Here is a 26,244-nt window from a genome sequence, read left to right as displayed (position 1 = left end):
AATTTTTATACAGCAAAAGAACAAACCCCCAGAAATGAGAGTTTGTTCTTTCACTCTATAAATTTCCACTATTAATTTAATACCATTGCTTTGTCATTTAAAAGACGATCTAATTCTTCCATATGATTTGTTTCATCTGCAATCATATCTTCTAACTTTACAACTAACTCTGTCATATTTAATTTCGCTGCCTGTTCTTTTCTCGTTTCATAACGCTTAATTGTTTCATATTCTGATTGTCTAGCGGATTCTAACATTTCTCTAACATCTTCTACTTGTTTCACTGGTAAAGGGATCGTAGTAGGTGTACCACCTAGTGTCTTAATTTTCTCCGCTAAATATAGAGCATGTCCTTGTTCATCACTAATTTCAGATTCAAAGAAAGGTTTTAACACTTGTCTATATATACCAGAAACTGTAGCTGCATTATGGTTATACATAATAATTGCTGAGTATTCTCCTGCTAAATCTTCATTCAATCCTTCGATTAGTTCTTTCACATCGTGTGACATTTTTATATCTCCTCCTATACTTAATAACTACCCCTTTTCTCATGTTTTAAACATAATTCTTTTAAATTTTTATGTATCTAAAAATGCGGCTTGCTTCAATTTACTTATCGCTTGTCTTTTAATACGAGAAACGTGCATTTGCGAAATACCTAACCGTTCCCCTGTATCTTTTTGATTTAAATTTTCTCCAAATATATAATGGATAACACTCTTTTCCGTATCATTTAATACGTTAAAAATATCCTCTAAAACGAGACGCCTTTCTGTCTCTTCATATCCTTGCTCTACTTCACCTACAGATTCAATCCTCGCTACCGAACTGCCATCAGATGAATTTTCAACTACATCATCTAAGGAAGATACGCGATAATTATTTTTCGCATCCATAATTTCTAGCACTTCCTCTTCGGATAGTCCTAAATGATCTGCAATCTCTATAATCTTCGGTGAACGCTGCAAACGATCTGTTAGCTCCTCTATCGCAAGTTTAATCTTCCCGCCTAAATCTTTAATTCGCCTTGGAACGTGAATACCCCAAGTTTTATCACGTAAATATTTCTTTATTTCGCCTACTATCGTAGGTATTGCAAACGGCTCAAAAGCATTCCCTATCGAATAATCATACCTTCTTATTGCACCTAAGAGCCCTAACATTCCTACTTGTATAATATCTTCATGCATCGGCCCACCTTTTGAATAGCGATATGCAATGGAGTATACAAGATTTTTATAGTGATTAACCAATCTTTCCTGTGCTTCATCACATTGGTTTTGTTGGAAGTCTACAATTAGTTTAATAACGTCTTCTTTAGTAAGATTTGTAGGTTGAGATTGGATTTCCATCATTCTCCACCTGCTCTCTTTGTATATATTTTGTCATTAAAACTGTCATGCCCTCATCATGCATAATTTGTATATCATCCATTAACGTATTGATTAAATATAAACCTAAACCATTTTCTGGCAAATGTTCTACTGGTTTATTAATATCATACGGACCAACTTTACTTTTTAAGCTATTAAAATCAAAGCTAACTCCATTATCCGCAGCCATAATTTCTAATCGATCTTCATATAAGCCAAAGACAATTGTAATTTCTCCAACGTCTTCTTTATATGCATGTTGTACAATGTTTGTACATGCTTCACTAATAGCAATTTTCATATCTTCTATATCGTCATAAGCAAAGCCCATTCGATTCGCAACACCAGCCATTGTTAAACGAATAATAGCCACATATTCTGCTTTTGCAGGAATTTTCATTTCTATCTTTTCAAATCTCTCCATCATCCCTAGTCACCTTCTTTCTACTTTTTCAAAATCGGAATTCAAATTTAATATTTCTGTTAGCCCTGTAATATCAAATAATCTTTTTAGCCTTTTAGACACACCAGTAAACTCTAGCTTCCCATCATTTTTCTTAACTGCTTTTAATAAAGCTATAAAAACTCCTAAGCCTGTACTATCCATATAATCTACGTTATGAAAATCTACTACAATATGAACCTCTTTTTCACTTGCAATAGGCATAATCTTATTTTTCAAATCTGATGCCGTATAGGCATCAATTTCACCATTAAGTTGTACCGTATAACCTAAATCATTTTGCAAAATATTTATTGCCAAATTCATCATTTCCGCCCCCTTATCTCAAACTACTACTATTTAATTACCCTTAAAAATTAGTTTTAAACATATTTTTTCATTTTAATTATAAAGTGAAACTTTAATCAGTGGGGGTTTTCTTCATCCCCCACTGATTATTAGTTGAACCAATCGGACTTTTATGGGCAGTTGATTCCCCACCTAAATTCTTTGCTTTCGCTGAATTTTGAGGTGGGGGTCTTACTGCCCATTAAAGCGGGATAAATAAATTTTCTACACCTTTCTCAGCTTAATACTAAAAAAATACTACCAAATGTTTAAACTTTATAAATTTGTGTATGTATAATGTATAAACATTATTTTTAGGGGGATCTATCTATGGAAGAGCACAACTTTAAAAAGGGAGATTTTGTTCAATTTTCTTATCGACACGATCATGCTACAAAATTAGTTGGTTCCATTATTAACATACTAACGAATACAATTGTAGTTGATATAGGTAATAACGAGAACTTATCTCATATAGAACCAAGGCAAGTCGTAAGGATAAATAATTGTGAAAAAGTAACGACGGTTTAATACATAATAGAAAGTGTAATTTCAATGAGTGGGGGTTCTTCATCCCCACTCTTTCCTATGCAGATTACATTAAAAAAGCATCCAAATTATTTTAATTGGATGCTTTTTTATGTATATTTATCACTCTTTTAACTTTATAGCTATATATAATAAACTTAAGATTACTATTCATTATCATACTTACGCTTTCCGTAGCATTCTAGAGAAGAATGTAACGATTAAAATAAAGACGATTGCACCTAATAACGCTGGAAGAACAAAAATGCCTCCCCATTCAGGACCCCAGTGACCAAATAACGCACTACCTACCCAAGATCCGATTAATCCAGCAATTACATTACCAACTATACCTAAAGGAAAGTCTTTTCCTGTAATCATTCCAGCTAACGCACCAATAAGTCCACCTACAATACACGTAATAATAAGTCCCACAATTAAACCTCCTATATTCGTTTTATATTGGATTCATCAAGCTTTGGTATGTAACCAAAGCTTGATGAAAATGTATTATTCTTTATTATCCAACTCATCGCTTATCTTTTGTTTCACTTTTCCGACTTTTTCTTTTATAGTTCCCTTCGTCTTCTCCCACTTCCCTTCATTTTTCAACTCTCTATCTTCTGTAACTTCACCAATTCCTTCTTTTATTTGTCCTTTTTTCTTTTCAACTTTACCCGTAATTTGTTCTTTTAGCCCGCTCTCACTCATATTTCCCATCTCCTTTTCGGAATAGATTTATAGATTTAAAGGATACAAATTTAAATAGAATACATGCATCTTCTTTCTTGTAACCATTCACCGACTCTTTCTAAATCCTTAACGAATAACAAGATTTTCCCTTCATCCAGCTTTTCTTCATAAAAGTTCGCTTCTTCCTCATTAAGCCCTAACTCCTGCATCTTATTTCTTAACTGATCTCCTGTTTTTTGAAAGACGTTAATAATGCTTGTCCCAAGTCCCTCCTCTTTTATCCCAATTGTATTCACGTCTGCATTGTCTGCAATTCTATCTGTCCTATCTTTCTCGTGTGTTAATACGTAAATATCTTTTTGTTCTATTCCTTTCTTCACGAGATCATTCGCTGCATTCATGACCTCTTTCTCCGTAATAAATTCATATACAAAAGGTTTACTATACTTCGTTTCCATCTTTAACTTCCTCCTTTAAAATGAATTATTTGTTATATTATATGTAGTACACCTATTTTCGAAATGTTAAACATAAAATTCAAAAAAAGTTATGTGAATTTTGATTTTAATAGAAAATAAACAACATCATTTACCACTTTAAAACATCTTCTACTTACAATAACCTCCTAAATTAACGGAAAATTGTTATAATTGAACGTAAGGAGGGATAATATGAAAAAAATCATATCTATATGCGCTCTAACCGCTCTATCTTTCACTTTAATAGGTTGTACAAGTACCTCGGTTACAGATAAATCTTCACAAGTTAAGCAAGAACATACACAAAATACCTTTCAATTAAACTCCGCAAATATTACAGACATTGAAATACTGAAAACAACAAATCATACTACTTCCAAATCTCAAACAGATAATGAAGAAATGATAAAATCTATCGTTTCAGCAGTTCAAAATGGAACACCTAAAACTATCACTTTAGATCAAAAAAAGAAACAATCTGTGCATTCTACTATAACCGTTACATATAAAGATGACGAAAAAGAAGAGTTTCTTGTTTGGGTTGATAATAAGGAACAAATTACAATTGCCAAAGATGAGAAGAAAGATAAAGTTGAAGGCGTGATCGTGAACATCAAAGACGCTAAAATGATGAAGGATTTCTTTTAAAATTCTAGTTAACGTAAAAAAAGAGTAGGATTACATCCTACTCTTTTTTTAATCATGCCCAATAAATAGACTTTTATAAGATCTACTTAAGGTCTAATTTTGCTAAATCATGTTGTAAAACATTATTTCCTTCTTGTGGGTTAAATACGATTGCACTAAGACCAAAAACATTCGTAACAACATCTCTATCTTTCGGACGAATGATTCTTACTTCATAAGCAAACAGTGCTGGAGGAAGAGCTGCTGAACGAAAAGTAACATATCGATTAGGTGGCAATGTTTGTGTTGAAGGGTCTATTAATGGTAACAATACCGGAGAACCAGATGACCAATCAAACATTTCAACAGTTACTCTACGAGTATCATCTGGATCAACATTCATAGCCTCAACAGTAAGAAACAACGTAGCGGAATGTCTACGTAATACACCCGTTGATAAAGTCTCATTGTGATGTTCACAACATTTTTTCGGAGGGTGACCATAGCCATAACTCATACCAATGCCCCCCTTTCATTTACAATTAAGGACAAGTATTCCTTATAATATATAATGTTAGTATTCTTTTAGTGAAAGGTATAAAAGCGGATTTCCATCTATATTTTTGGATATTTTATTTTTCATTTATTCGCTTTTAAAGAATAAAGTGAAACTTTAATCAGCCCTCACCAATCGGGGTCTGACTACCCAGCAAATAGCGGGATAAATCTATTTTGAAAAGGACCTGCTCCATTTATTCGTAAAAGCATAAAGTAAATGGAATCCGTTAAAAAACATGAGTGACCCCTTGGTTTTCCCTTCCTATTTAAAAGGAGGAACTGTTATGGGCTTTGGTGGTAGTTGTGGCGGCTGTGGCTTCGCTGGAGGATTTGCTTTATTAGTTGTATTGTTTATTTTATTAATCATCGTTGGAGCTGCTTGCTTCTGCTAAAAAACTATCGGAAAAGACACTCATGTGAGTGTCTTTTCTTTATATGTAAAAAAAGCCCGCCTATTTCCGTAGGCGGGCTTTATCTTTATTACACAATACGAAAGTATACTCTCTTTTTCACTAAAATTTTATGTAATTATACATATTCATGAAAATAGAAGACTTAAAATATGCCAAAATAAAGTGAAACTTTAATCAGTGGGGGTGTGTTCATCCCCCACTGATTATTAGCCCCCACCAATCGGGCTTTTACGGGCAGCCCGCCACCTAACTTCTTTGCTTACGCTGAATTTTGAGGTGGGGGTCTTACTGCCCGTTAATGCGGGATAAAAAATATAAAAAAATATCCAGAAAAACTGTCACAAAATCCGTTTTTCTGGTTTCTCTATAATACAGGTATCAAATTGAAAGTGAGGTTTAAACGAACATGTTAACCATAGAAAATGAAGAAAGTCATGCTTCTGATATGACCTTCGAAGATTTATTTAATCAGTACTATGCTTACGCTGTGAAACAAATCATCTGGATTGTTAAAAATCAATCTATCGCTGAAGAGTTAGCACAAGAAGTATTTTTACAATTATATCGTAGCGATTGGAAAGGAATTGAAAACATACCTGGATGGTTGATTAAATCTTCTACTTATGTAGCTTATAACCATTTTCGATCTGAAAAACGACAGCAAGCGAAGATTGATAAAGAAATACAATACCATGAAGTACAAAATGTTTCATCACTAGACGATGATTGGATAAGAAAAGAAGAAATTACAAAGGTCCAAACGATACTAAATAAAATGAATGATCGAGAACGAGCCCTTTTACTAATGAAATTCTCTGGTTTTCAATATAAAGAAATTGCAGAAATACTTCAAATTGAAATATCTTCTATTGGAACATTATTGGTCCGAGCCAAAATGAAATTTCGCAAGGTTTATAAACAAATGGAGGAGGCATAACAAATGAAATGTTATGATATCGGATTTATTCAAACATATATTGATGGAGAACTTTCTCATGATATAAGAAAGGAATTCACAAAGCACCTAGATACATGTGAAGCATGCCAAGATTTATTAGTAGAAATCAATAGATTAAATCAATGGGAAAACGTAATGCTAGATGAAGAATCTGCAAATTCACCACAAGAAATCAAAATTGATATAGAACAAGCATGGAAAACATTTGAAAATCGTTCCAAGTTAGACAATGTTTCTAATATAAATCACAAAAAACAACAAAAGAAGGGACTCTTTACAAACATGAGTAAAAAATCAAAACGTTTCATTTATACAGCAGTAGCTGCTACAGCACTTTTCACAACAGCAATGATTCCACAAGTACAAGTGGCGGCTACAAATGTTGCTTCATATTTTTCTGATGCAATTACAAATGATAAAGTTGTAAATGAAGGAATAGGAGATGAAAATGGTGTCATACAAGATATGATGAAGAATGGTAAATATATTCCTATTGATGAAAAAATTACAGATCAAGGTATTACTGTACATCTCAAAGAAGTATTTATCGCAGATGCACGTATATCAGTTCATTATAGAATGGAAAAAGCTGATGGTAATTTGGTACCATTTGAATTTGATACATCAGGATTAGATCTTGAAAGTGATGGTAAAATTAATGGGCAACAAGAGGAAAACCCTGAGATTAAAAATGACGGGAGACTATCATTTATCCATGATTCAGATGATCGTCTTCCTTTTGAACTTATGGCAGCAGGTAAAAAGTTAGATAAAATAGGCATTCGTGATAATGATAGACCTGAAGGTGTTTCTACATTTGTTATAACTACTGAAGAAAAAGACGTTTTTAAACAGCCTCTTACTTTAGACGTAAATATAACTAGAATTGGAAAAGTAATTGGTTCTTGGAAAGCTCAAATTCCAATTGATACTTCACATTTGAAAAATAATACGAATTAACATGAAAAGAAGAATAGAACAATATGTATCTAATTCTCAGTTTATATGTTTTCTTGTTTTCGTTACATTTATTTCTTATATAGTTTTTACTCTATCTTTTATTTATGATTTAAGTGTATAACCTTAAATCAATCATTTAAAACCATTACAAGAAAAAGTCCTCTAAAAAAGTAGGCAAATAAATAACCGGTTTCTTAACATATAAGGAATCGGTTATTTTGTGTTTAAAATGCGTCTAGACGTACAATTTGCTTTTTTTATAAAAAAGAAAAGATACCCTAAGGTGCCTTCCTCCGACTTGAGCTATGTTTAGTTGTTTTGTTTATTGAGAAATACAATGTTTTATTTATGCTGGTCTTCTATATTAGGTCCTTTTGCAATCCATGCAGCAATTAACAAAAGAACAATAGCGGTGAAAAAGTTGATGAGCATTTTTACTAAACTACGCATAGGTAGAAAAGCATATATACTTCTCTACCTATCTTAATGTTACTTGATAAGTACTTGTTTTAATTATATATACAAGGAAATTAAACCAGATATAACAATCAATGGAAGGATTACTGCAAGTTTATTTTGTAGAGGAACACGTTTGTCTGGGACTCCTGGATGGATAACAAAAGCAAGTAAAACAATCGCTCCAATAATACCTAAAAGTATATTAATGGTAATCATCCTCCTAAGAAATATTATCAAAATTATATCACATTTAAACACAAACAAAAGGAATTAATGTTAATAATTACTAAATTACCTATTTATACATTTAAAAAAAAACCCTCAAAGCGTTAGCTTTAAGGGGATCCATCCTATCATCTTCTCTCTTCATACAACCGATTTGCTTTATACGAGCAAACGAAAAACATACATGTCGAAACGGGGATAAATGTCAAAAAAAGTCCTCTCATTAATGCAAATGGCGTTTCAAATAAGAATGACCATAGAAATGATACACCTTGCTTATCCCATAACCCTGGCGTCAAGTATAGTTCTTTCGGATTTACAAATGCTCCTAAATTCATTGTATTACTATACATAAATAAAAATAATATCGGCAAATAACAGATTGCTAATTCTAAAAATGTTTTAGATAGACGTTTATACTTCCCTGCTCGTGACATTGGATCTGAAAAAATGTCATCTTCACTTTCTTCATCTACCTTTTTAAAATATTGCGTACCTGACCACCTATTACCGGCTATATGCTCCCACCCACTATCTTCAAATAGTGTGCAGTAATTAATAAAATCACTTTTTCTGCTAAATACTCTATGGTCTATTTTAATCGTCGCATCTTCGGGTTCTGTATATCTAAATGTATAACCAAATGTATTGCTTTCTAGTTGATAACCTTTCCAAGCCATCTCTTCTAACCATTTTTGCTCTTTCTCAAAGTCTAAAAAGAATTTCAATCTCCACATCATCGTTTCCCCCTAACTATACATGTAATAGGCTTTTTGTAACCTCAATAATGTGCTGCATTCTCATAAAATCTAAGTGCAATACTTCTTTCCCTCGTTCCGTAATGACATACACTTTTCTGCGTTTATCTTCACTTTTTACCGATTCTATTAATCCTTGTTTTAATAAATTTTCAATCGCACCATACAGTGTACCCGCTGCAATTTTCACTTGATGATTACTAAGTTCCTCTACCTTTTGCATAATTAAATAACCATGGGCTGGTTCTAATAAAGCTAAAAGTACGTAATACGTTGTTTCCGTTAATGGTAAATTTTTATCTCTATTCATAAAGACCTCCAATGTAACGATAAATATATAGCCAAACTATATAGTTCGACTGTATATGTCAAATGTAGGAATAACTTTATAATCCATAAAAAAAACGCTACCTTTTTAAAAGATAGCGTTTTTGTATTACCCTTGCTTATTCTTCGCCTTCATTTGCTCTTCATAAACAAACTTCGTGGTCATAAAGTCGTTAGAAAAATCTTTCAATGCATTCTTCATTACATTTAATTCTTCTTGTGATTTAATTTCAATACTGTTTAAGAAATCAAATGCTTTTGATTGTTCCTCCGCAACAAAGTTTTGTGTCATATAGTCATCTTGGAAGTCTTGCTTCGCCTTTTCCTTTACTTTATTCATTGCCTCTGTTTTGTTTATGCTTTTCATAGGGTTTTCGAATGATCCAGTAGGTTGTTCCGGTTTTGGCTCTTCTTTCTTTTCCGGCTGTTGCGCTGGTGCTGGTTGTTGTGGCTCTTGCTTTGGTTGTTCTTGTTGAACCGGCTACTGCGCTACTTGTTGCTCTTTTTTCGCTAACTCATCTTTTAACTTCTTCACTTGCGCATCAAGAGATTTTTTTTCAGTTTCTAATACACTCATATCAATTTTCAACTTTTGTGTTTCTTCAAAATGTTCATCCACTAATTTATTATATTCTTTCTCAGAGTACATTTTTTCACTGGTTGATGTCTTTTTCTCTTTCGTAACAACTACATTAATAATTACAAATAAGGCTACAATTCCTATTAACGCAGCAATAATCTTCTTTTTATTCATGATTAATCCTCCAAAATGTAAAATTTCAAAAATTATCATAACAGACCAATTCGCTTTCATTTGTCATATTTTGTCGAATTAATATAATAAAAAAAAGCATCTGAAACAGATGCTTTTTCTTCATTCTTAATACGTAAACGTAATTGTCACTAAAGAATACCCTTCTTTCGCATTATAAGGCTCCGCTTTATAAGAAACACGATTTGCCCCTTGCGGATAATCAATTTCGCCAATTACCTTTTTCACATCTTGCAGTGCACCATTCATTGATTGCTTGTACAGCACTTCAATTTTCTCTGGTTTTGCACTATAACGCTGCTGCATTTTATTTTTTAATTCGGTATAGTTATTTGCAATATATTCATTTCCTAAATAGTTTAGCTTTGTATCTTTTAATATTTGCTGATATGCAGGCGTTTTCTTACTACCTGCCGCAATTTTGTTTGTCAGTGTACTATAATAATTTGTTGTAGCTTGCGGATAGTCTCCGCGGTTCCACTCATGATTTCTTGAGATTTGTTCATCTGATAAATTGAAATACGAATACGTTACGCGGCCCTGCTCATCTGGAACCGGATCATCGAATGTTGTATCAAGGTGATACCATTTGTTTTCGATTTTCACTAAATTCCAAGCATGAGGTTGTCCGTCCCCAGTTCCTGTCACGAAATGATTTTCAATTCCTGCTTCTTTTAATAATTGATAGGTTAATAGTGCGTAACCTTGGCAAACCGCAGAACGATTTACAAGTGCTTCATATGCTGTGTAAGCTTTATAAGACGTATCATAAGAAACATGCTTTACTACGTAATCATGAATCGCCTTCACTTTTTCGTGATCATCCATTCCAACTTGAGTGATAGAAGAAACGATTGCTTTCGCTTGTTTCATGACATATTCCGTCTGTTCTTTCGTTTCACGATATGTAATCTTAAGCGTAAATGTATAATTTCCAGGTGATCCAGAAAGCCCATATGAAACATTCGATCTATTATTATTTGTATACTCATTTTTACTTGCCACTTCTTTATATGCGTTAAAAAGTGTATTCATCACTTCGTCTGTATTATTATTTTTCGTTTTATATGGCAGTGTAATATTTGTCTCGTATGTATTAATACGCTTTTGTACTTCCTCTTTAAACGCTGTTAATAATGCCGCATCTCCTGTATCTTTCACATCAGCATTTTTATACTTCAAAGTTTTATATAAAAACTGCGCATACTGTTCACGTGTTACTGTGCCATACGGTTCAAAATTCCCGTTCCCTGTGCCATCTGCGATTCCATTTGACTGCACCGCACTAATTGCATTTTCTGCCCAAAATGGATTTGGAACATCCTTAAAGGTATGTTTTTGTTTTGCCGCAAGATGGAAAGCATTCGTAAGAATTTGTGCCATTTCCGCACGATTCACAGAAGCTTTCGGTCTAAATTGGCCATTTTCATCACCTTTAAAAACTCCTAAATTCGTTAAAGTTAATACCTCTTCTGGGAACATTGTAGAACTTTGATTAATATCACCGTAAGGATTTTTAAACGTAGATCCATCCTTTAATACGTAACGAGTTCCATCATTACTAAACGAACCGCCTTGTTTATTCGGTACTAACACTCGATAAATTAAAGCTGCAACTTGCTCCCTTGTCGCAACATCTCCAAAACCAAATATCCCATTTCCATAACCGGAAATAATATTTTTACTCGCTAAATCTTTAATCGCAGGATATGACCAATGTGATGTCGGCACATCAGAAAAAACACCCACTTCAGCAGCTTTTACATCGCTGCCATTTGTATATAACAACGCACCACCAATAAGTGATAATGATGTAATTGATTTTAATAGTTTTGTATACATAATGTCTTCTCCCAATACGCTCTCTATTTTTGTTGGTTTATGTCGAAAAATCTAAAAATATGACAAAATATATTATACAATTAAAAGTTTTTAAGGGATATATTAAATTTTAAAATATGCAAAAATTCATATTGTTATAAGGATTCATAGTGATATTATGTTGTTTTACTTGCAAATATACAAATAAAAAAACGCTCATCTGAGCGTTTCATCTATATACCTAATAATTACTGTTTCTACACTTCGAACTCTTCTTCGGTAATAATCCTTTGATCTAACAACTCTTTATACTTCAATACTTCGTCAGCCCCACGGCTCTCCATGCGTATATTGTATAACACTTGTTGTATTAACCTTTGATTGGTCTGTTGAAACATTTCATCCATTTAGAAATAGTTCTATTGAATTTTTCACCACTAGCCATAAAAATATCTTATAATCTTTATATAATAAATTATTGTATTAGGAGTAGATAAAATGCCAGTTACACTCGAACTTATTCTTTTCATTCTTATAGCAATTAGTGCTGTTGGCTATTTAATAAAAGAATTTCAAAAAACTAGGAAACGAACACTGGGAATTTCACTAGAATTTTTAGTTCTTTTCTGGTCAATATGGAGAATATCAACTATCATAATCTAATTTATAAAACATGAATTCCTTCGAATGAAGTGAAACTTTAATCAGTGGGGTTTTATTCATCCTCTACTGATTATTAGTTAAACCAATCGGGCTTTTACGGGATAAATTTACCAGTATTTTTACCACAACATCCATGTTAAAATCCCTTGTGAGTACGACATAACTCGACCTTATGAAGCTCCGCAGCTCTTATCGCGGAGCTTTTTTTATTTAAATTAACGCTTTTGTTCACTTTTTTGATACATTTACGAAACATTCATATGTTACGTTATATAAGTCCTTTTTTAAATCATATTCATTCTAGAAAAAAGTCCTAGTCCCCCTAGGGCTTTTTGTATTCAAATAAAGAGTTTTATTGTTTCTCAATAACCGCAACTATTTAATGTAGTAAAATAATAATTGGATTGGCATCCAATACCATATTACGATGGATCAAATCGCAAGAAGGCACCTTAGGGTGTCTTTTTTAAAGAGAATCAGTTTAAAAACTAAAAATAAAAGAACCTCAATAAATGAGGTTCAAAAAATCTACTATTTTAAATTACCTTCGTAAAAAGCAACTCCATTTTGAACATGTTTTAAATACCACGTAATCGTCCCGCCACAAACATTTTCATTAAAACTATTAGCATATACTCCATTTGAGTAATAAAGAGTTCTTTTGAACTTACCGTTAGAATACTCATAAGGAATTGAGCATGTTGCTTGTTTCGGAGAGCTCACAGCTTTTTGCGTATCGAGCTGAAGCTGCCCCAATTCCTCCTGTTAATGCAATACCTGTTGCCAATGCTCCTACTACTAATTTCTTGAACATAATAAATCCCCCTTTAATAGTTTTTATAACTTACAACTTAAATGTATCACTTTTGTAATTTATGTAAATATCTTGAATATGTAGAAATATTTATTTAATTATTGGTAATATTAGGATTTCATTTTATCAAATGGAAAATAGAGGAATTGGAAAAGCATGTGAAAATACAGATAGGTTTATATTAAATGAACGTGGTTCAAGTCGACGAAAGGCACCTTTTGGTGTCTTTTTTGTACATAAAAAAATCTCACCATCTTATAGAAACAATAAGTCCTTTAAAACAATAATTGCAACTATATTAATTTTACATTACATTAAGGTTAGAGAATGTTCTTATATTAATAAAGTGCTAAATAGTAGGTGGAAAAATGGAATTTAACGATTTGGGTATTACCATTAAAGAACTTAGAATTAAAAAAATATATCACAATCCGAATTATGTCATGGAATATGTTCACAAAGTCAAATTAGCAAGATTGAAAAAGGTATGATTTATCCATCTAGTATATTGTTATATCAATTATCAGAAAGACTTGGTATTGATCCGAATAACATATTTGCACTAACTCAAAACAAAAGATTAAAATATGTAGAAAATGTAAAATACGTAATAAAAGATTGCTTAAAGCAAAAACAATATAAAGAACTTTATGAAATAGTAAAAAAAGAGAAAAACTTGAATAATTTTCAAACAAAAGATGAGAAACAATTTCTAATATGGCATGAAGCAATTGCTATATTTGTGGTGGATAAATCAATAAAAACTGCTTTAGATTTTTTAAATAATGCATTAAAACTGACTTTAACTAATTCTGATTTTTTATCAGAAAGAGAAATAGATATTATGCAAACAATGGCTATATTTTATGCGGAAAATAAAGAATATGAAAAAAGTATTAATATATTCAAAAGATGTTTAACTAATTTTAATAAGTTAGATTTTCCTAAAGATAAAGAAATTAAATTAAAACTCATGTTAAATTTAGCAAAATGTTTCGACTTCACATATCAATATGAAGAGGCAATAAAGTACATTGATAAGGGTATCAAATTAGCAATTAATCTAAATACTTTATACCTACTAGGTGAACTATTCTATTTAAAAGGTCAGTGTTTATTAAAAATGAAACAACATAATGTAGAAGATGTTATTTATAACTGGAAAAAAGCATTATTTATATTTGAACTAACAGAAAAAGAATATTATACAAAAATGCTACCAGATGAACTTATTGAAATACAAAATAAAAAACACTCATAATTTCGTAAAAACTACTTACAAAACCCACAGAAAAAATCCCTACAGCTTTTAAACTTAGATCGATAATATTAAAATTAATTTAAGTCGGCGGAAGGCACCTTTAGGTGTCTTTTCTTTATTTTTACAAGGAGCTGCTCAATTAATTTTTAAAAACATAATAGGGAATATTGTTTTATTTATCTCATTTTCATTCATGCTATATATAAAATTCGTTAATAAACCCACCTCAAATACTAGTTCCTTTTATAAGCCGTTTTTTTGATGTAGATGACATTATTCTCAATACAATAGAATGAATTATTGGAACATATTTAGCAATATATATCAAAAAACAATATTAAGAAAACCCCCTCCACCTTAAGGTAGAAGGGATCTTTTAATTTCTATTTCAAACTACCTAAAATTTCCGTAAAGATAACCCCAAGCGTATGTGCACCTGCATCTGGATATCCTAAACTTCTTTCACCAACTACCGCTCCTCTGCCGAATGATCTTTCAACGATAGATTATATGCCTTGAAGTGCTGTTTGCAACATTTCAATTCAGATATACGACAGTAAAGAATATATCATCACTGTGTCAGCAAGCAAAAGTGTATTCTGCATTTCTGAAAACAGTAGATGGCAGATTGTGACCTACTGAATCTGCTAAGAAAGAATATACAAGAACATCCTTAACATCCTCTTTATTTCCACTAATGATGACATCAAGAAAATCTTCTATTTGGAATTCTGGAGTAAATAACACAATCTTAGTTGTTCTGTTTGGTTCTAAAGAAACAAAAGTACGAGAGATTTCAACTAATTCATTTTGAGTTGGGAAAAAAGTGTTTCGACTTCTCTTAACAGTTACCGTTACATTACTAGTATGGCAACGTGAATCATTGTTTAGCATAATGTTGAGAGCAGTTGGAATAATCCCATTTTCAGAGACTGGAACTCGAAACACTCCAGTAGATTTATGGGCCATATAATCACATCCTTTCAAAATAAAATCTATTTACAATATATTAGATGCAAAAAACGTTCATTTTGATATGGACAAATTACATGATTAATATATCTATAATAACCCTCGGTATTACTAAGCCAATGTTTTAAAAGATTAACAAATATCGCGAGAACCAATCGAATGTATATTAAAAGTAAAAAGAATAAGTTGTTTAAAAGACCACCTATTTTGAGCCAATAATGAGACATTATGTTAATCTTATATGTATAGTTGCACAAAATTGAGAAACTTAAGGAGACAGATAAATTTTATGAGAAAATTATCTATATTACTTACTTTCATTCTAGTATTAGTCAGTGTTACGGCTGCTTGCACACAAGATAAAACAGATAGTGCCGTTGAAAATGTTCCAATAGAAGAACCAAGCGCAAAAAATGTAAATGAAGAATTAATAAACTTTGAAGAAAAGGAAGATATGAGCCGCTTGGAACAAGGTATTTTATTAGTTGGTGAGAGTGTTAAGGGAGGCTATTACTTGACCGCCGTTCAAAGTGCATATTTAAATGATAGCAACGATTCCATCATTGTTAATGTCTCTGTAAAAAATGTACGAGGTCAAACGATTGGACTATCAGAATTAAAATATAACTTAAAAGATGAAAAAGACGGAAAGGCCTATAAAGGAAAGGTACTTGATCAAAACCCTTCTGATATACAAGTTAAACCAAATGAAACGGTAGAATTGAAAATAGCTTTTGAAGTACCACGTACCGTAGATGAATATATGTTTTATATTGAAAGCTCTTTAGACCCTCTACAAATATACTGGAAAATTGATAAGCTGCAATCACAAAAAAACTAAGTCTAAAATACAATTTGATTGAAGAAATCTCTCAAATAAGCAAAAAGTACCGGAAAATTTGATATAGATACAAATGAATAATATATAAAGTGAAACTTTAATCAGTGGGGGTTTTGTTCATCCCCCACTGATTATTAGTTGAACCAATCGGGCGTTTACGGGCAGTTGATCCTCCACCTAACTTCTTTGCTTCCGCTGAATTTTGAGGTGTGGGTCTTACTGCCCGTTAATGCGGGATAAACATAAGACCATCGATTTAATGAATCGTTGGTCTTTTTCAAAAAATGCCCCATTAAAAACTAAGAGATAAAAAAAGAACTAATCTCTAGAAGAGATTAGCTCAATATATCCAAAGCTATTATGGTACATAGTTTTATGAGCAAACGTTATATAATGTTGTATGGGATACATAACCTGTCATCCCTTTATATGTAACTTTTAACCACTGTTTAGAATTACTGTAATGACCTTGAACATATTCACCAGTTACCCATGTTCCAGTAATTTTCGTACCATCATTAAATGTATGTAAGACAGGTGAATCGACAGTATAACCACTGCGCATCTTTGCACCATATACACCTACCGTACCTCCCTTTGCACAAGCTGCTACTACATTTTCATTTTCAGTAGCATTCGTAGCCGCGAAAGCAGAGCCGTTAAATGTAAATAAAGTAAATATAAAAGCTGTTAGTACTGTACAAATAGATAAGCGACGTAACAAAATAAATTCCCCCTTTTTTTATAATATATTTCTTCATAAATGATTATCTTAAATTTTCTAACTATTTTCAATATATGCATGTTGAGAAATATTAAGTGTCGCTTTGAAATAATGTTTTATCAAAAATAGTAACAAACTCATATTTTACAGAAAAAGAACCGAAAGAAGTCTTCTACATATCAACTATATAAAAATCCCTCCGCCTTAAAGCAGAGGGACTTTCCAATTTCTATCTCAAACTACCCGCAATCTCCGTAAAGATAACCCCAAGCGCATGTGCACCTGCATCTGGATATCCTAAACTTCTTTCGCCAACTGTACCAGCGCGGCCCATGCGAGCTACGATTTCTTTCGTATACTCTGCTCCTTTAACTGCTGCTTCTGCACCTTTTTCAAAGGCAGTTTTTACGTCTTCTTCGTTTGAAGCGCTAGCTAACCAAGAGTCTACACATGGAGCAAGTGCGTCAACAAGTGTTTTGTCACCAACTACTGCTCCTCTACCGAATGATCTTTCACCGATAGATTGTATACCGTGAAGTGCTGCCTGCAACACTTCAGCGAACTCTTTCACTGTTAACTCACGTTTTTCGCCCGCTGCTTTACTAGCTGCGCGGAATGCACCACCCCAAATTGGACCAGATGCGCCGCCGCAATGTTCCATAATAATCATCGAACAACCGTCAAGGAATGATCCGATCGTTACGTTTTCTTGTTCTACAATAGAATGCCACTCACGTTTTAATTGCTTAAATCCTTTTGCAACACTCATTCCGAAGTCGCCGTCGCCAGCATGCGTATCTAGCTCACAGAACGGTACTTCATTTTTAATAATAACGTCGCTCATTTTATCAACGAGATAAATCATGTTGTTTAATGTAATGACATTATCTTTTATAACAGCGTGCTCTTCCGCTGTTTCTATTTCAAAGGAAACTTCCTTCTCTTCTGTCTCTTCAAGCACATTTACGTACTCAACACTTTCAACTGGTCCATCTACTTTAAACGCTGGTGTATTACATTCTTTCGATAGTAATGTTTTTAGCTCATCATCTAATTTCATTACTGTTAAAGACATACCAGCCATATCGATACTCGTCATATAGTTACCGACAAATACTCTATTAATTTTAATGTTTCTAGCAGCTAGTTCTCGCGTCACTGCGTTGTTAAATAAGTAAAGTTCTTGCAGTGGTGTTCCGCCAAAACCGTTAACTAGAAGCGCAATTTCTTCGCCATCTTTTACTCCTAAATCTTTTACAAGATCATTTGTCATACGGTTCGCTAGTTCATCTGCTGACAACATTTTTTCACGTTTAATTCCTGGTTCGCCGTGAATACCTACGCCGTATTCCATTTCATCTTCCGCAAGTGTGAAAGTAGGTGATCCGCTCGCTGGAACTGTACAAGACGTTAATGCTAAACCAATTGTACGCACGTTAGCCGCTGCTTTTTCCGCTACAGCTTTCACCGCTCCTAAATCCATACCTGCTTCCGCTGCTGCGCCGGCAATTTTATGAACGAGAATAACGCCCGCAACGCCGCGGCGTCCTACTGTGTACAGGCTATCTTCTACCGCAATATCATCGTCCACTTTTACGTAATCTACTTCAATTCCATCTTCCGTCGCTAAATGAGCTCCGTTTTTGAAATTCATAATATCGCCGCTGTAATTTTTAATAATTAATAACGTACCTTTTTTACTCGCTGTTTCTTTAATTGCTTGATACACCTGAATTTGTGAAGGAGAAGCAAACACATCTCCGCACACTGCCGCATCTAACATTCCTTTTCCGACTACACCTGCATGCGCTGGCTCATGACCACTACCGCCGCCACTAATTAACGTTACTTTATTTTCGTTCATTTCTTTCTTCTTAATGACTTTATATTTTTTCAAAAGCTCAAGCTCTGGATGAGCCATAACCATTCCGTTACACATTTCCATTACTAATGTTTCTGGTTTGTTTATAATCTTTTTCATTGTGATTCTCCCTCAATTCCTTTAATATATTGTGATATATTTGAAATCTTCTTCTTACTACTCATGTTAAAATGAAAGCGTTTTATAGTAAACGGACAAAATGGACAATCTGTCTAAAGACACCGCTCTCATTTCTCGGTAGGATTTTCATATTAATAACATTCTAGGGATGATCCACATGACCTCTTCTATAATTTCTAAAAAGATAATCGCGAACTCATTGAAATATTTAATGGAAACAGAATCGTTTCATAAAATATCAGTGAGCGATATTATGTTACACTGTCAAATGCGTAGGCAAACTTTTTATTATCATTTTAAAGATAAATTTGAACTATTAAGCTGGATTTATAGAGAAGAAACGAAGGAAAACATTATCGACTTTCTCGACTATGAAACATGGGAAAATATTTTCGATTTATTATTTGATTACTTTTATGAAAATCAAAAATTTTACCGAAATGCTTTTAAAGTCATTGAGCAAAACTCGTTTAATCACTATTTATTTGAGCATACGAAAAACTTATATATGAAGATTATTGATGAACTATCCGTGAACTGTGGCTTAACTCTTTCTATTGAAACGAAAAATACGATTGCCTCCTTTTATAGTCACGGCTTCGTTGGAACGATAAAAGATTGGATTGAAAGCAAGTGCGAAGTAAATCCATCCATTATGTCTTCTCTCATGAAAAATATGATAAACAATCAATTACTACTATTACTTGAGCAATCAGCAAAGTAATTAAAGGGTGGCAAAAGCAATGAAAAAGATTATGAATGATGTACAAAATATCGTTCAAGATATGCTGCATGGCTTTTATTTTGAACATAACGACAAAGTAAATTACGACGAAACAAATAACATCATTTATGTAAAAGATATTGAAAAACTGAAGCAAAACGTTGTCCTTATAAGCGGCGGTGGTAGCGGACATGAACCAGCTGATATTGGCTATGTAGGAAAAGGAATGCTTACGGCGGCAGTAAATGGCTGTATTTTCACTCCGCCTACAGTGGAACAAATTGTAGCAGCAACTCGCCTCATACCAAAAGATAAAAGTATTTTATTCATCATCAAAAACTTTAAAGATGACGTAGCAAACTTTTTAGCAGCAGAACAAATCGCGAAAGCAGACGGAAGAAAAATTGACCACATCATCGTAAATGATGACGTTTCAATTGAAGATGATGCTTCTTTTAATAAAAGAAGACGCGGCGTCGCTGGTACTGTTTTTGTTCAAAAAATACTTGGTGCGGCCGCTCTCGAAGGTCACTCTTTAGAAGAATTAACAATGCTTGGGCAATCTGTCATTAAAAACTTACACACATTAGGAGTTGCCCTTTCACCTGCCAATGATCCCATGAAGGGGAAAGCTTCATTCACATTACACGACGACGAAGTTTTTTATGGCGTCGGTATCCACGGCGAAAAAGGTTACCGTAAAGAAGCACTATCCTCTTCTGAAATATTAGCGATTGAACTAATGAACAAACTAAAAAGCATTTACCGCTGGAGAAAAGGAGACAACTTCGCTATCCTTATTAATGGACTCGGCGCAACTCCATTAATGGAACAATACATTTTCGCAAATGACATTCGCCGTTTGTGTGAACTGGAAGGATTACATGTGGAGTTCGTAAAGGTTGGTACGCTGTTGACTTCTTTAGATATGAAGGGTGTTTCTCTCAGTTTGCTTAAGGTAGAGGATTTGGATTGGGTGAAGTGGTTGAAGGCGGATGTTAGAGTGGGTAATTGGTAAGTAAAAATTATGATGATAAAAGCCTTTAACTATAACAAGTTAAAGGCTTTTTACAAATTGAAATATCGCTCGAGCGTTCAAAAGAAATTCATACTCACCTCACTGAATGATTACAGGTCTTCCAAATAAAGCTGGATAATAAATGAACATCGCACCTACAAATGAACACACTAAACAAAAAACAGCCTCGTATTTTATGACTAGAGACGAGTTTGTATCAAGCTTTTTTTCCTCTCTTTTCAATATCAATTTAAATAACGCTGTATATAATACTTTATATAAGACATACCCAATAATTGCCCCAAGGGTATTCGTAAATAAATCATCAATATCTGTAATTCTATTATTTAGTAATTGATTTAACTCAATTGCCAATGAAAAAAAGAATCCCGCGCATACGGTGTTTTTTATCTTTCTAAACTGCGGCCAAATAGTCGGTAATAAAAAACCTAACGGCATAAACAGTACAATGTTCAAAAGATACGTAGTACTACCTACCGTATCAAATAGAGTCAAGTTGATTTGACTTACACGAATCCACATTTCATATCTACTTATATCCCATACAGTCGCGATTTGCGTCACCTTATACACTAGCGAAAGGTAGAATAGAAAAACATACACCCATAAAAAATGCCGAATAGATATATTGTTTTTCGCTTTAAAATAAAATCCAATTTGAAACACAATACAAAAAATTATAGTAAAAAAATACGTATACAAATAACTAATCAAAACTCCTGTATGCATGTAGAATCCCCTAACTTTACATTTTCATCTATGACTTTGTCTTTTTTAGTCTCCTTCATGATGTAAGTCATTTATAGGATAGGAAAAACTTTTAAAATAAAGAGTGGGATAAACATAAAATTTTTCTTAAATCTTCAGTTGGGTTTTATTATTACTCTTCTTAGGAATCCGCCATTGATAGCTAGGCAACAACATGCTTAAACCTAACAATACTATCATTTTTGCCTGTAATACTTTAACCGATGCAGCATATATAAACTCATGTGAATCGTTTGTTCAGTTAACACATGAAATTAAGAAATATATGACGTACTGTAATCACTCTTGCTATCAATAGAATTTAAAGAAAATGACTCCTGTTTGCATACAGAAATCATCTTTTTTAGGTTGCCTAACTTTTTTTAGAATGTCCTTTACAAAAGGTACAGATCAAGAGCACCCTGTTCCTATTCGAGGGGATCAACTATACCTTCTTCCCTTAAAATCACACAAACCCATTTACAAATCTATAAAAGTAGATATAATATCCTTATGGAACCTTTATTAATTTATAAAGCATTGTCAAATGAAACAAGATGTCAAATTTTATCATGGTTGAAAAATCCAGAAAACCATTTCGATGAAAAAGCTTATCTAGAGCAAGGCCTTAGTTTTCAAGTTGGAGTGTGCGTAGGAGATATCCAGCTTAAAACTGGCTTAGCCCAATCGGTTATTTCTAGTTATTTATTAACTATGAAAAAAGCAGGTTTACTACAATCTGACCGAATTGGAAAATGGACCTACTATCGCCGAAATGAAAAAACAATACGAGAGTTTTCTGAATACGTTCAAAACGAATTATAAAATGAAAGCAAATAATCAACCTACCAATTGATTATTTGCTTTCACACATTCTACTTTTATATAGCTGTCCAATACATTCTTTTTAAAACTTCGCTACCTATAAAAGTAAGAAACATAGAAAGGAGCATTTTTTTAACATATCATATCTAGTTATTTAGATATCTGTCTTTGTATTTAACATTACATAATTCTAATACTATTGACATCCAATCATGCTCATTTCTTTGTTAATAAATCGATTTTACTTTCAAAATAATAATAAGAATGGAGAGTTTTACAAATGAAAAAAGTAAGTCCTTTACTTATTCTTACACTAGCAATAGGGGTGTTTGGAATTATTACTACCGAGATGGGTATTGTCGGCGTATTACCACAAATCACTCAGAAATTTGGCATTTCAACTGCACAAGCAGGATTTTTAGTAAGTATATTCGCACTAGTCGTTGCTATTTCTGGTCCGTTTTTAATTCTGCTCATTTCTAGTATTAATCGCAAAATAATTTTATTAACAGTCATCTTTGTTTTTGTTATTTCAAATATAATCTACGCTTATACAACACAATTTGAAATCATGCTTGTTTTTCGTATTTTACCAGCAGCACTTCACCCACTCTTCTTTTCAATCGCTCTTGTAACAGCTGCTAAACTTGCCCCTCCTGAAAAGAGTGGTCAAGCGGTTACAAAAGTTTTCATGGGAATTACGGTTGGCTTTGCACTAGGTGTACCATTAACCTCTTACCTTGCAGATCAATTTTCATTAGAAATTGCTTTCTTATTCGGAGCGCTTATTAACGCCCTTGCATTCATTGGAATGCTAATCTCACTTCCTTCTATGCCCGTTAAAGAAAAAATGTCTTTCGGCAAACAAATTCGTATACTCGGCAAACCAGGATTATGGTTAAATATTTTAACCATCACATTCCTTTTTGCAGCTATGTTTTCCGTATACAGCTACTTCGCCGAGTACCTTGCAAAAGTAACTTCCATGAATGGATCTCTCATCAGTATCATGCTATTCATATTTGGTATAGTTATGATTTTAGGCAATCATTTATTTGGTAGTCTCTTGCAAAGAAGCATAGTAAATACAGTAATATCGTTCCCTATTTTATATTCTATTGTTTACACATTGGTTTATTATTTAGGTTCTTATCTTGTTCCAATGATTTTTATGGTATTCATTTGGGGAATCGTGCATGCTGGTGGATTAATTGTTGGTCAAACATGGTTAATAAGTGAAGCAAGAGAAGCACCCGAATTTGGTAATAGCCTATTCGTTTCATTCTCAAATCTCGGAATTACTCTAGGAACAACTATTGGAGGCTGGTTCATTTCAAACTTAGGTATTCATCAACTTATTTGGAGTGGATTTATATTTACACTACTTTCATTTCTATTAATTATAATAAAACTAAAATTTTTCACTTCTAATAACCTAGCTTCATTATCAAGCTAGTACATTTTCAATTCCAAATTGGATAAAAAACATTATAAAGTGAAACTTTAATCAGCTCTCACCACTTGGGCGTTTACAGGCAGCTCGGCAAATAGCGGGATAAATTCTATATAAAATACTGGTTATTCTTCTTATAAGATTTTATAAACTATAAAGTATGACACTTAGAGCCTATAGCTATAATTACAAGTTAAAGGCTTTTTATATAAAAACAGCTTTAAAAGGTGCTAATCTTATGGAACATCATCAAAATAGAATACTAAAAAAAGGCTCCATTGCTGGAGCACTCAAAAAATAATATAACTAAACGAATTAAAACAAGGAACAGACAATTAAAATATACAAATAAAACATAAATAAATCTATATATATGTAATATTACATATAAAAACCCTATTTATCGCTGTTATAATAAACTTACTCGATGATTGTTATATTATTCATAGGTTATACCTTCTTAACACCAATTTTACAAAGAAAAAAGGACATCTTAATTGATGTCTTTTTTCTTATATGATAACGACGCAATACAATTAAGATGATTCCAATCGAAAGAAGGCACCTTAAAGTGTTTTTTCTTCATTACACAATACGAAAGCATACTCTCTTTCGCCTTCCACTTTATGTAATTATACATATTAACAAAAAATACACTTAATGAATATTAAATATAGTAAAATATAAACTGTGGACACGTTCTATAAAGCAGATTCTTTTGATAGGCGTAACATATCAATCATTTTAGGGGATGTGGCGTTACTCCGATACTAATCTCAAATTTCTTGTATTTTATGAACTAACAATCTGGTGTATATAGATGATTCTGTTTTATAGGGTGTGTTTACATTTATAACAAAGGGGTAATACGGATAGATTCGTATTAAATGAAAATGGTTCAAGTCGAAGGAAGGCGCCTTAGGGTGTCTTTTCTTTACTCCTCCGCATCCCTCATACTGTAATACCCCAAATTAATAATAACCAAGAAATATCCCCCCATGATTCCAGCAGCAAATGTCCACATGAATTCATGGTGTTCTATTTCATACATAATAATCGCACCTAGTATTGCGGCTGCGAACCGATTTATCATTCCGAGCATCGGTGCTTTTTCTTTTTTTACAATACTATCTCCAAACTTTTCAATACGCCTTCCTAAAATCCAGGCGCAGTACATACTCACCAAAAGGCCAATGCTTATCCCGACAAACTGGGCTGAAAAAGGCGTCATCAACCATCCCAATAACATTACGCCTAGCAAACAATACATTTGTATGTTGAACGATCTTAATGCCGTACGAATCATGCTATTCTCCTTTATCTTTCTCATTGTAGTTCCGTATCATCAATCCAAGCTTTCAGGATCCAAGCTTTCAGCTATATGTTTTTTAAAATGGGGAAATTTGATTTTGCTCACCATTAAATAAGCGAGTACGCATGTACCAAACGCCACGGAAACTGGATTATTTAAAAAGCATAAAATAAGGAGACACATTGCCGCGAATGGAATCGGCATTCCGATAAATGTCGGAAGTTTGCTTTGCTGTATGTTAAATCTTGCAAGCCGAAGCATTCCGCAAATACTATAAGCAAGCGCACATATTATCCCGATAGACTGCAAATCTTTTAACGAGGCACTATATGCAAGAATAGACGGTGCCACCCCAAAAGTAACTAAATCCGCAAATGAATCTAACTCTCCGCCTATTTCCGAAACAGAATCCAATTTCCGAGCGACCATGCCATCAAACAGATCAAAGACCATACCTGTAATAATGAACATAACTGCACCATACATATCGTGAACGAAAACAGCGTGAATAGCCAAAAGTCCACACACAAAATTTGCTATCGTAATCATATTTGGTATGTAACTCATAACACGCTTCCCCTCCTTTCTACTAATTGTTTCATCTTGCTTCTTACTCATTACAATCAAGATCCTTCTGCTTTTCTTCCAATATCACTTTATTTATTTTCGTTAATGTATCGGTCATTTGCTCTAGGGCATTTATATCGATTTTAGAAAAGTATTTCTCAATTAATACATCATCTAACTCAGACAACCGCTCTATATACTTACTACCGTTTGGACCAAGTGTAAGGAAATACTCACGTTTATTATTAGGGTTTACTTGTTTTGAAATCATCTTCTGTTTCTCCAATTTCGATAAAACTTGGCTAACGGCACTTTTTGATATATTAAAAGTAGTCGCAATGTGATTTGCTGTCGTGTTTTCATTTAAATTAATATGAAATAGCATGCTCTCTTGCTGCCCAGTAAGACCGAACTCATCCTTTAAATCTTGAAATAGTAAAATATAGAGTTCCGTATAGGCTCGATTCATTTCATTAATTACTTCTTTATACGTTCTAGTCATAGCATCCTCCATGCTTTTATTTCATTTCACTTAATAGTTAAGTTTACTTAACTT

Annotated in this window: 30 protein-coding genes and 3 pseudogenes; 11 read left to right on the top strand and 22 right to left on the bottom strand. The window is 33.1% G+C overall.

The genetic code is table 11. From position 1 onward, the window contains the following. Positions 1 to 71 precede the first annotated feature (71 nt). The 4 genes from JFU02_RS24630 to rsbV form a co-directional block, all read right to left on the bottom strand. Entirely contained in the window at positions 72 to 512 is a 441-nt protein-coding gene (locus JFU02_RS24630; protein WP_000017755.1) for a ferritin-like domain-containing protein, read from the bottom strand. A gap of 69 nt (positions 513 to 581) precedes the next feature. Continuing rightward, positions 582 to 1,358, bottom strand: a complete 777-nt coding sequence (gene sigB / locus JFU02_RS24625; RefSeq protein WP_061667995.1) for an RNA polymerase sigma factor SigB — start codon at positions 1,356 to 1,358, stop codon at positions 582 to 584. Next, the gene (gene rsbW, locus JFU02_RS24620) at positions 1,321 to 1,803 is read right to left on the bottom strand and encodes an anti-sigma B factor RsbW (RefSeq protein WP_000970580.1); all 483 of its coding nucleotides are present in this window, start codon (positions 1,801 to 1,803) and stop codon (positions 1,321 to 1,323) included. The genes sigB and rsbW overlap by 38 nt, the downstream gene beginning before the upstream one ends. A 6-nt stretch (positions 1,804 to 1,809) precedes the next feature. Next, entirely contained in the window at positions 1,810 to 2,148 is a 339-nt protein-coding gene (gene rsbV, locus JFU02_RS24615; protein ID WP_003306453.1) for an anti sigma b factor antagonist RsbV, read from the bottom strand. A gap of 348 nt (positions 2,149 to 2,496) precedes the next feature. Here rsbV and JFU02_RS24610 point away from each other — a divergent pair, with 348 nt between their 5' ends. Then, the gene (locus JFU02_RS24610; RefSeq protein WP_000391002.1) at positions 2,497 to 2,697 is read left to right on the top strand and encodes a hypothetical protein; all 201 of its coding nucleotides are present in this window, start codon (positions 2,497 to 2,499) and stop codon (positions 2,695 to 2,697) included. 180 nt (positions 2,698 to 2,877) lie between these two features. Here the strand turns inward: JFU02_RS24610 and JFU02_RS24605 are convergent, their stop codons facing one another. The 3 genes from JFU02_RS24605 to JFU02_RS24595 form a co-directional block, all read right to left on the bottom strand. Further along, positions 2,878 to 3,129, bottom strand: coding sequence for a GlsB/YeaQ/YmgE family stress response membrane protein (locus JFU02_RS24605; protein WP_000522903.1), 252 nt, complete (start codon positions 3,127 to 3,129; stop codon positions 2,878 to 2,880). 75 nt (positions 3,130 to 3,204) lie between these two features. Further along, on the bottom strand, positions 3,205 to 3,405 hold the full coding sequence (locus JFU02_RS24600) for a CsbD family protein (RefSeq protein ID WP_000004259.1): 201 nt from the start codon (positions 3,403 to 3,405) through the stop codon (positions 3,205 to 3,207). A 50-nt stretch (positions 3,406 to 3,455) separates the two neighbouring features. Then, entirely contained in the window at positions 3,456 to 3,845 is a 390-nt protein-coding gene (locus JFU02_RS24595; protein WP_000448818.1) for a YflT domain-containing protein, read from the bottom strand. 213 nt (positions 3,846 to 4,058) lie between these two features. Here JFU02_RS24595 and JFU02_RS24590 point away from each other — a divergent pair, with 213 nt between their 5' ends. Then, positions 4,059 to 4,514 carry a hypothetical protein gene (locus JFU02_RS24590; protein WP_061668080.1) on the top strand — a complete coding sequence of 152 codons (456 nt, stop codon included), beginning with the start codon at positions 4,059 to 4,061 and terminating at the stop codon, positions 4,512 to 4,514. Between the two features lie 82 nt (positions 4,515 to 4,596). On the opposite strand, the gene JFU02_RS24585 is transcribed toward JFU02_RS24590, so the two are convergent. Then, positions 4,597 to 5,010 carry a hypothetical protein gene (locus JFU02_RS24585; RefSeq protein WP_000120211.1) on the bottom strand — a complete coding sequence of 138 codons (414 nt, stop codon included), beginning with the start codon at positions 5,008 to 5,010 and terminating at the stop codon, positions 4,597 to 4,599. A 325-nt stretch (positions 5,011 to 5,335) separates the two neighbouring features. Between JFU02_RS24585 and JFU02_RS24580 the strand changes: the two genes are divergently transcribed. The 3 genes from JFU02_RS24580 (at position 5,336) to JFU02_RS24570 (ending at position 7,382) form a co-directional block, all read left to right on the top strand. Further along, a complete protein-coding gene (locus JFU02_RS24580) occupies positions 5,336 to 5,443 on the top strand; it encodes a YjcZ family sporulation protein (RefSeq protein WP_000505670.1) in 108 nt (35 codons plus the stop codon). A 427-nt stretch (positions 5,444 to 5,870) separates the two neighbouring features. Next, positions 5,871 to 6,401, top strand: a complete 531-nt coding sequence (locus JFU02_RS24575; protein ID WP_097960306.1) for an RNA polymerase sigma factor SigX — start codon at positions 5,871 to 5,873, stop codon at positions 6,399 to 6,401. Positions 6,402 to 6,404: 3 nt separating this feature from the next. Continuing rightward, positions 6,405 to 7,382 (top strand): DUF4179 domain-containing protein, encoded by a 978-nt coding sequence (locus JFU02_RS24570; protein ID WP_000650413.1) that lies wholly within the window; start codon positions 6,405 to 6,407, stop codon positions 7,380 to 7,382. Between the two features lie 513 nt (positions 7,383 to 7,895). Here JFU02_RS24570 and JFU02_RS24565 read toward each other — a convergent pair. The 6 genes and pseudogenes from JFU02_RS24565 to JFU02_RS24540 all read right to left on the bottom strand — a co-directional run bounded on the left by JFU02_RS24565 (position 7,896) and on the right by JFU02_RS24540 (position 13,221). Then, entirely contained in the window at positions 7,896 to 8,057 is a 162-nt protein-coding gene (locus JFU02_RS24565; protein WP_000628514.1) for a hypothetical protein, read from the bottom strand. Between the two features lie 137 nt (positions 8,058 to 8,194). Further along, positions 8,195 to 8,806, bottom strand: coding sequence for a DUF2812 domain-containing protein (locus JFU02_RS24560; protein ID WP_003306448.1), 612 nt, complete (start codon positions 8,804 to 8,806; stop codon positions 8,195 to 8,197). A gap of 13 nt (positions 8,807 to 8,819) precedes the next feature. Then, positions 8,820 to 9,134 (bottom strand): PadR family transcriptional regulator, encoded by a 315-nt coding sequence (locus JFU02_RS24555; RefSeq protein WP_001078058.1) that lies wholly within the window; start codon positions 9,132 to 9,134, stop codon positions 8,820 to 8,822. A 126-nt stretch (positions 9,135 to 9,260) separates the two neighbouring features. After that, a pseudogene (locus JFU02_RS24550) lies at positions 9,261 to 9,905 on the bottom strand (hypothetical protein). 126 nt (positions 9,906 to 10,031) lie between these two features. Further along, positions 10,032 to 11,765 carry an S-layer homology domain-containing protein gene (locus JFU02_RS24545; RefSeq protein WP_000288180.1) on the bottom strand — a complete coding sequence of 578 codons (1,734 nt, stop codon included), beginning with the start codon at positions 11,763 to 11,765 and terminating at the stop codon, positions 10,032 to 10,034. Between the two features lie 1,173 nt (positions 11,766 to 12,938). Continuing rightward, positions 12,939 to 13,221 (bottom strand): annotated as a pseudogene (locus JFU02_RS24540) (LCI fold-containing protein). A gap of 368 nt (positions 13,222 to 13,589) precedes the next feature. On the opposite strand from JFU02_RS24540, the pseudogene JFU02_RS24535 reads away from it, so the two are divergent. Beyond that, positions 13,590 to 14,482, top strand: a pseudogene (locus tag JFU02_RS24535) (helix-turn-helix domain-containing protein). 383 nt (positions 14,483 to 14,865) lie between these two features. On the opposite strand, the gene JFU02_RS32250 reads toward JFU02_RS24535, so the two are convergent. Together JFU02_RS32250 and JFU02_RS24525 are read right to left on the bottom strand one after the other, a co-directional pair. After that, the gene (locus JFU02_RS32250) at positions 14,866 to 14,985 is read right to left on the bottom strand and encodes a DAK2 domain-containing protein (RefSeq protein WP_071713771.1); all 120 of its coding nucleotides are present in this window, start codon (positions 14,983 to 14,985) and stop codon (positions 14,866 to 14,868) included. 76 nt (positions 14,986 to 15,061) lie between these two features. After that, the gene (locus JFU02_RS24525; RefSeq protein WP_000940659.1) at positions 15,062 to 15,451 is read right to left on the bottom strand and encodes a hypothetical protein; all 390 of its coding nucleotides are present in this window, start codon (positions 15,449 to 15,451) and stop codon (positions 15,062 to 15,064) included. A gap of 292 nt (positions 15,452 to 15,743) precedes the next feature. On the opposite strand from JFU02_RS24525, the gene JFU02_RS24520 reads away from it, so the two are divergent. Then, positions 15,744 to 16,295 carry a DUF4352 domain-containing protein gene (locus JFU02_RS24520; protein ID WP_098285863.1) on the top strand — a complete coding sequence of 184 codons (552 nt, stop codon included), beginning with the start codon at positions 15,744 to 15,746 and terminating at the stop codon, positions 16,293 to 16,295. Between the two features lie 373 nt (positions 16,296 to 16,668). Here the strand turns inward: JFU02_RS24520 and JFU02_RS24515 are convergent, their stop codons facing one another. Together JFU02_RS24515 and dhaK are read right to left on the bottom strand one after the other, a co-directional pair. Continuing rightward, positions 16,669 to 17,019 carry an SH3 domain-containing protein gene (locus JFU02_RS24515; protein ID WP_000946191.1) on the bottom strand — a complete coding sequence of 117 codons (351 nt, stop codon included), beginning with the start codon at positions 17,017 to 17,019 and terminating at the stop codon, positions 16,669 to 16,671. Between the two features lie 229 nt (positions 17,020 to 17,248). Further along, positions 17,249 to 19,000: a dihydroxyacetone kinase subunit DhaK gene (dhaK, locus tag JFU02_RS24510; protein ID WP_201071804.1), complete on the bottom strand. Its 1,752-nt coding sequence runs from the start codon at positions 18,998 to 19,000 to the stop codon at positions 17,249 to 17,251. A 178-nt stretch (positions 19,001 to 19,178) separates the two neighbouring features. Between dhaK and dhaS the strand changes: the two genes are divergently transcribed. Together dhaS and dhaQ are read left to right on the top strand one after the other, a co-directional pair. After that, complete coding sequence (gene dhaS, locus JFU02_RS24505) at positions 19,179 to 19,745, top strand: dihydroxyacetone kinase transcriptional activator DhaS (protein ID WP_000204218.1); 567 nt, start codon at positions 19,179 to 19,181, stop codon at positions 19,743 to 19,745. 19 nt (positions 19,746 to 19,764) lie between these two features. Further along, entirely contained in the window at positions 19,765 to 20,763 is a 999-nt protein-coding gene (dhaQ, locus tag JFU02_RS24500) for a DhaKLM operon coactivator DhaQ (protein WP_086406491.1), read from the top strand. A 99-nt stretch (positions 20,764 to 20,862) separates the two neighbouring features. Here dhaQ and JFU02_RS24495 read toward each other — a convergent pair whose 3' ends face one another. Then, positions 20,863 to 21,513 (bottom strand): VanZ family protein, encoded by a 651-nt coding sequence (locus JFU02_RS24495; RefSeq protein WP_201071801.1) that lies wholly within the window; start codon positions 21,511 to 21,513, stop codon positions 20,863 to 20,865. 531 nt (positions 21,514 to 22,044) lie between these two features. On the opposite strand from JFU02_RS24495, the gene JFU02_RS24490 reads away from it, so the two are divergent. Both JFU02_RS24490 and JFU02_RS24485 read left to right on the top strand, forming a co-directional pair. Continuing rightward, the gene (locus tag JFU02_RS24490; protein ID WP_000433538.1) at positions 22,045 to 22,356 is read left to right on the top strand and encodes an ArsR/SmtB family transcription factor; all 312 of its coding nucleotides are present in this window, start codon (positions 22,045 to 22,047) and stop codon (positions 22,354 to 22,356) included. A 280-nt stretch (positions 22,357 to 22,636) separates the two neighbouring features. After that, entirely contained in the window at positions 22,637 to 23,812 is a 1,176-nt protein-coding gene (locus tag JFU02_RS24485; protein ID WP_201071799.1) for an MFS transporter, read from the top strand. A 931-nt stretch (positions 23,813 to 24,743) separates the two neighbouring features. Here JFU02_RS24485 and JFU02_RS24480 read toward each other — a convergent pair. The 3 genes from JFU02_RS24480 to JFU02_RS24470 are packed head-to-tail and all read right to left on the bottom strand — an operon-like array spanning position 24,744 to position 26,190. Further along, positions 24,744 to 25,115, bottom strand: coding sequence for an ATP synthase subunit I (locus JFU02_RS24480; RefSeq protein WP_000621424.1), 372 nt, complete (start codon positions 25,113 to 25,115; stop codon positions 24,744 to 24,746). A 39-nt stretch (positions 25,116 to 25,154) separates the two neighbouring features. After that, on the bottom strand, positions 25,155 to 25,739 hold the full coding sequence (pssA, locus tag JFU02_RS24475; RefSeq protein ID WP_000038936.1) for a CDP-diacylglycerol--serine O-phosphatidyltransferase: 585 nt from the start codon (positions 25,737 to 25,739) through the stop codon (positions 25,155 to 25,157). Continuing rightward, positions 25,732 to 26,190 (bottom strand): MarR family winged helix-turn-helix transcriptional regulator, encoded by a 459-nt coding sequence (locus JFU02_RS24470; protein ID WP_000198953.1) that lies wholly within the window; start codon positions 26,188 to 26,190, stop codon positions 25,732 to 25,734. The genes pssA and JFU02_RS24470 overlap by 8 nt, the downstream gene beginning before the upstream one ends. Positions 26,191 to 26,244: the final 54 nt, after the last annotated feature.

The organism is Bacillus sp. TH13, assembly GCF_016651175.1.
Taxonomy (GTDB): domain Bacteria; phylum Bacillota; class Bacilli; order Bacillales; family Bacillaceae_G; genus Bacillus_A; species Bacillus_A thuringiensis_S.
Note: the sequence above shows the minus strand (reverse complement) of the source record. Positions and strands in the feature narration are given on the sequence as shown.

Excerpts from the sequence above, each read along its gene's own strand:
- JFU02_RS24630 (WP_000017755.1), bottom strand. The coding sequence starts at position 512 with ATGTCACACGATGTGAAAGAACTAATCGAAGGATTGAATGAAGATTTA.
- sigB (WP_061667995.1), bottom strand. The coding sequence starts at position 1,358 with ATGATGGAAATCCAATCTCAACCTACAAATCTTACTAAAGAAGACGTT.
- rsbW (WP_000970580.1), bottom strand. The coding sequence starts at position 1,803 with ATGATGGAGAGATTTGAAAAGATAGAAATGAAAATTCCTGCAAAAGCA.
- rsbV (WP_003306453.1), bottom strand. The coding sequence starts at position 2,148 with ATGATGAATTTGGCAATAAATATTTTGCAAAATGATTTAGGTTATACG.
- JFU02_RS24610 (WP_000391002.1), top strand. The coding sequence starts at position 2,497 with ATGGAAGAGCACAACTTTAAAAAGGGAGATTTTGTTCAATTTTCTTAT.
- JFU02_RS24600 (WP_000004259.1), bottom strand. The coding sequence starts at position 3,405 with ATGAGTGAGAGCGGGCTAAAAGAACAAATTACGGGTAAAGTTGAAAAG.
- JFU02_RS24595 (WP_000448818.1), bottom strand. The coding sequence starts at position 3,845 with ATGGAAACGAAGTATAGTAAACCTTTTGTATATGAATTTATTACGGAG.
- JFU02_RS24590 (WP_061668080.1), top strand. The coding sequence starts at position 4,059 with ATGAAAAAAATCATATCTATATGCGCTCTAACCGCTCTATCTTTCACT.
- JFU02_RS24585 (WP_000120211.1), bottom strand. The coding sequence starts at position 5,010 with ATGAGTTATGGCTATGGTCACCCTCCGAAAAAATGTTGTGAACATCAC.
- JFU02_RS24580 (WP_000505670.1), top strand. The coding sequence starts at position 5,336 with ATGGGCTTTGGTGGTAGTTGTGGCGGCTGTGGCTTCGCTGGAGGATTT.
- JFU02_RS24575 (WP_097960306.1), top strand. The coding sequence starts at position 5,871 with ATGTTAACCATAGAAAATGAAGAAAGTCATGCTTCTGATATGACCTTC.
- JFU02_RS24570 (WP_000650413.1), top strand. The coding sequence starts at position 6,405 with ATGAAATGTTATGATATCGGATTTATTCAAACATATATTGATGGAGAA.
- JFU02_RS24565 (WP_000628514.1), bottom strand. The coding sequence starts at position 8,057 with ATGATTACCATTAATATACTTTTAGGTATTATTGGAGCGATTGTTTTA.
- JFU02_RS24560 (WP_003306448.1), bottom strand. The coding sequence starts at position 8,806 with ATGATGTGGAGATTGAAATTCTTTTTAGACTTTGAGAAAGAGCAAAAA.
- JFU02_RS24555 (WP_001078058.1), bottom strand. The coding sequence starts at position 9,134 with ATGAATAGAGATAAAAATTTACCATTAACGGAAACAACGTATTACGTA.
- JFU02_RS24545 (WP_000288180.1), bottom strand. The coding sequence starts at position 11,765 with ATGTATACAAAACTATTAAAATCAATTACATCATTATCACTTATTGGT.
- JFU02_RS24525 (WP_000940659.1), bottom strand. The coding sequence starts at position 15,451 with ATGGCCCATAAATCTACTGGAGTGTTTCGAGTTCCAGTCTCTGAAAAT.
- JFU02_RS24520 (WP_098285863.1), top strand. The coding sequence starts at position 15,744 with ATGAGAAAATTATCTATATTACTTACTTTCATTCTAGTATTAGTCAGT.
- dhaK (WP_201071804.1), bottom strand. The coding sequence starts at position 19,000 with ATGAAAAAGATTATAAACAAACCAGAAACATTAGTAATGGAAATGTGT.
- dhaS (WP_000204218.1), top strand. The coding sequence starts at position 19,179 with ATGACCTCTTCTATAATTTCTAAAAAGATAATCGCGAACTCATTGAAA.
- dhaQ (WP_086406491.1), top strand. The coding sequence starts at position 19,765 with ATGAAAAAGATTATGAATGATGTACAAAATATCGTTCAAGATATGCTG.
- JFU02_RS24495 (WP_201071801.1), bottom strand. The coding sequence starts at position 21,513 with ATGCATACAGGAGTTTTGATTAGTTATTTGTATACGTATTTTTTTACT.
- JFU02_RS24490 (WP_000433538.1), top strand. The coding sequence starts at position 22,045 with ATGGAACCTTTATTAATTTATAAAGCATTGTCAAATGAAACAAGATGT.
- JFU02_RS24485 (WP_201071799.1), top strand. The coding sequence starts at position 22,637 with ATGAAAAAAGTAAGTCCTTTACTTATTCTTACACTAGCAATAGGGGTG.
- JFU02_RS24480 (WP_000621424.1), bottom strand. The coding sequence starts at position 25,115 with ATGATTCGTACGGCATTAAGATCGTTCAACATACAAATGTATTGTTTG.
- pssA (WP_000038936.1), bottom strand. The coding sequence starts at position 25,739 with ATGAGTAAGAAGCAAGATGAAACAATTAGTAGAAAGGAGGGGAAGCGT.
- JFU02_RS24470 (WP_000198953.1), bottom strand. The coding sequence starts at position 26,190 with ATGACTAGAACGTATAAAGAAGTAATTAATGAAATGAATCGAGCCTAT.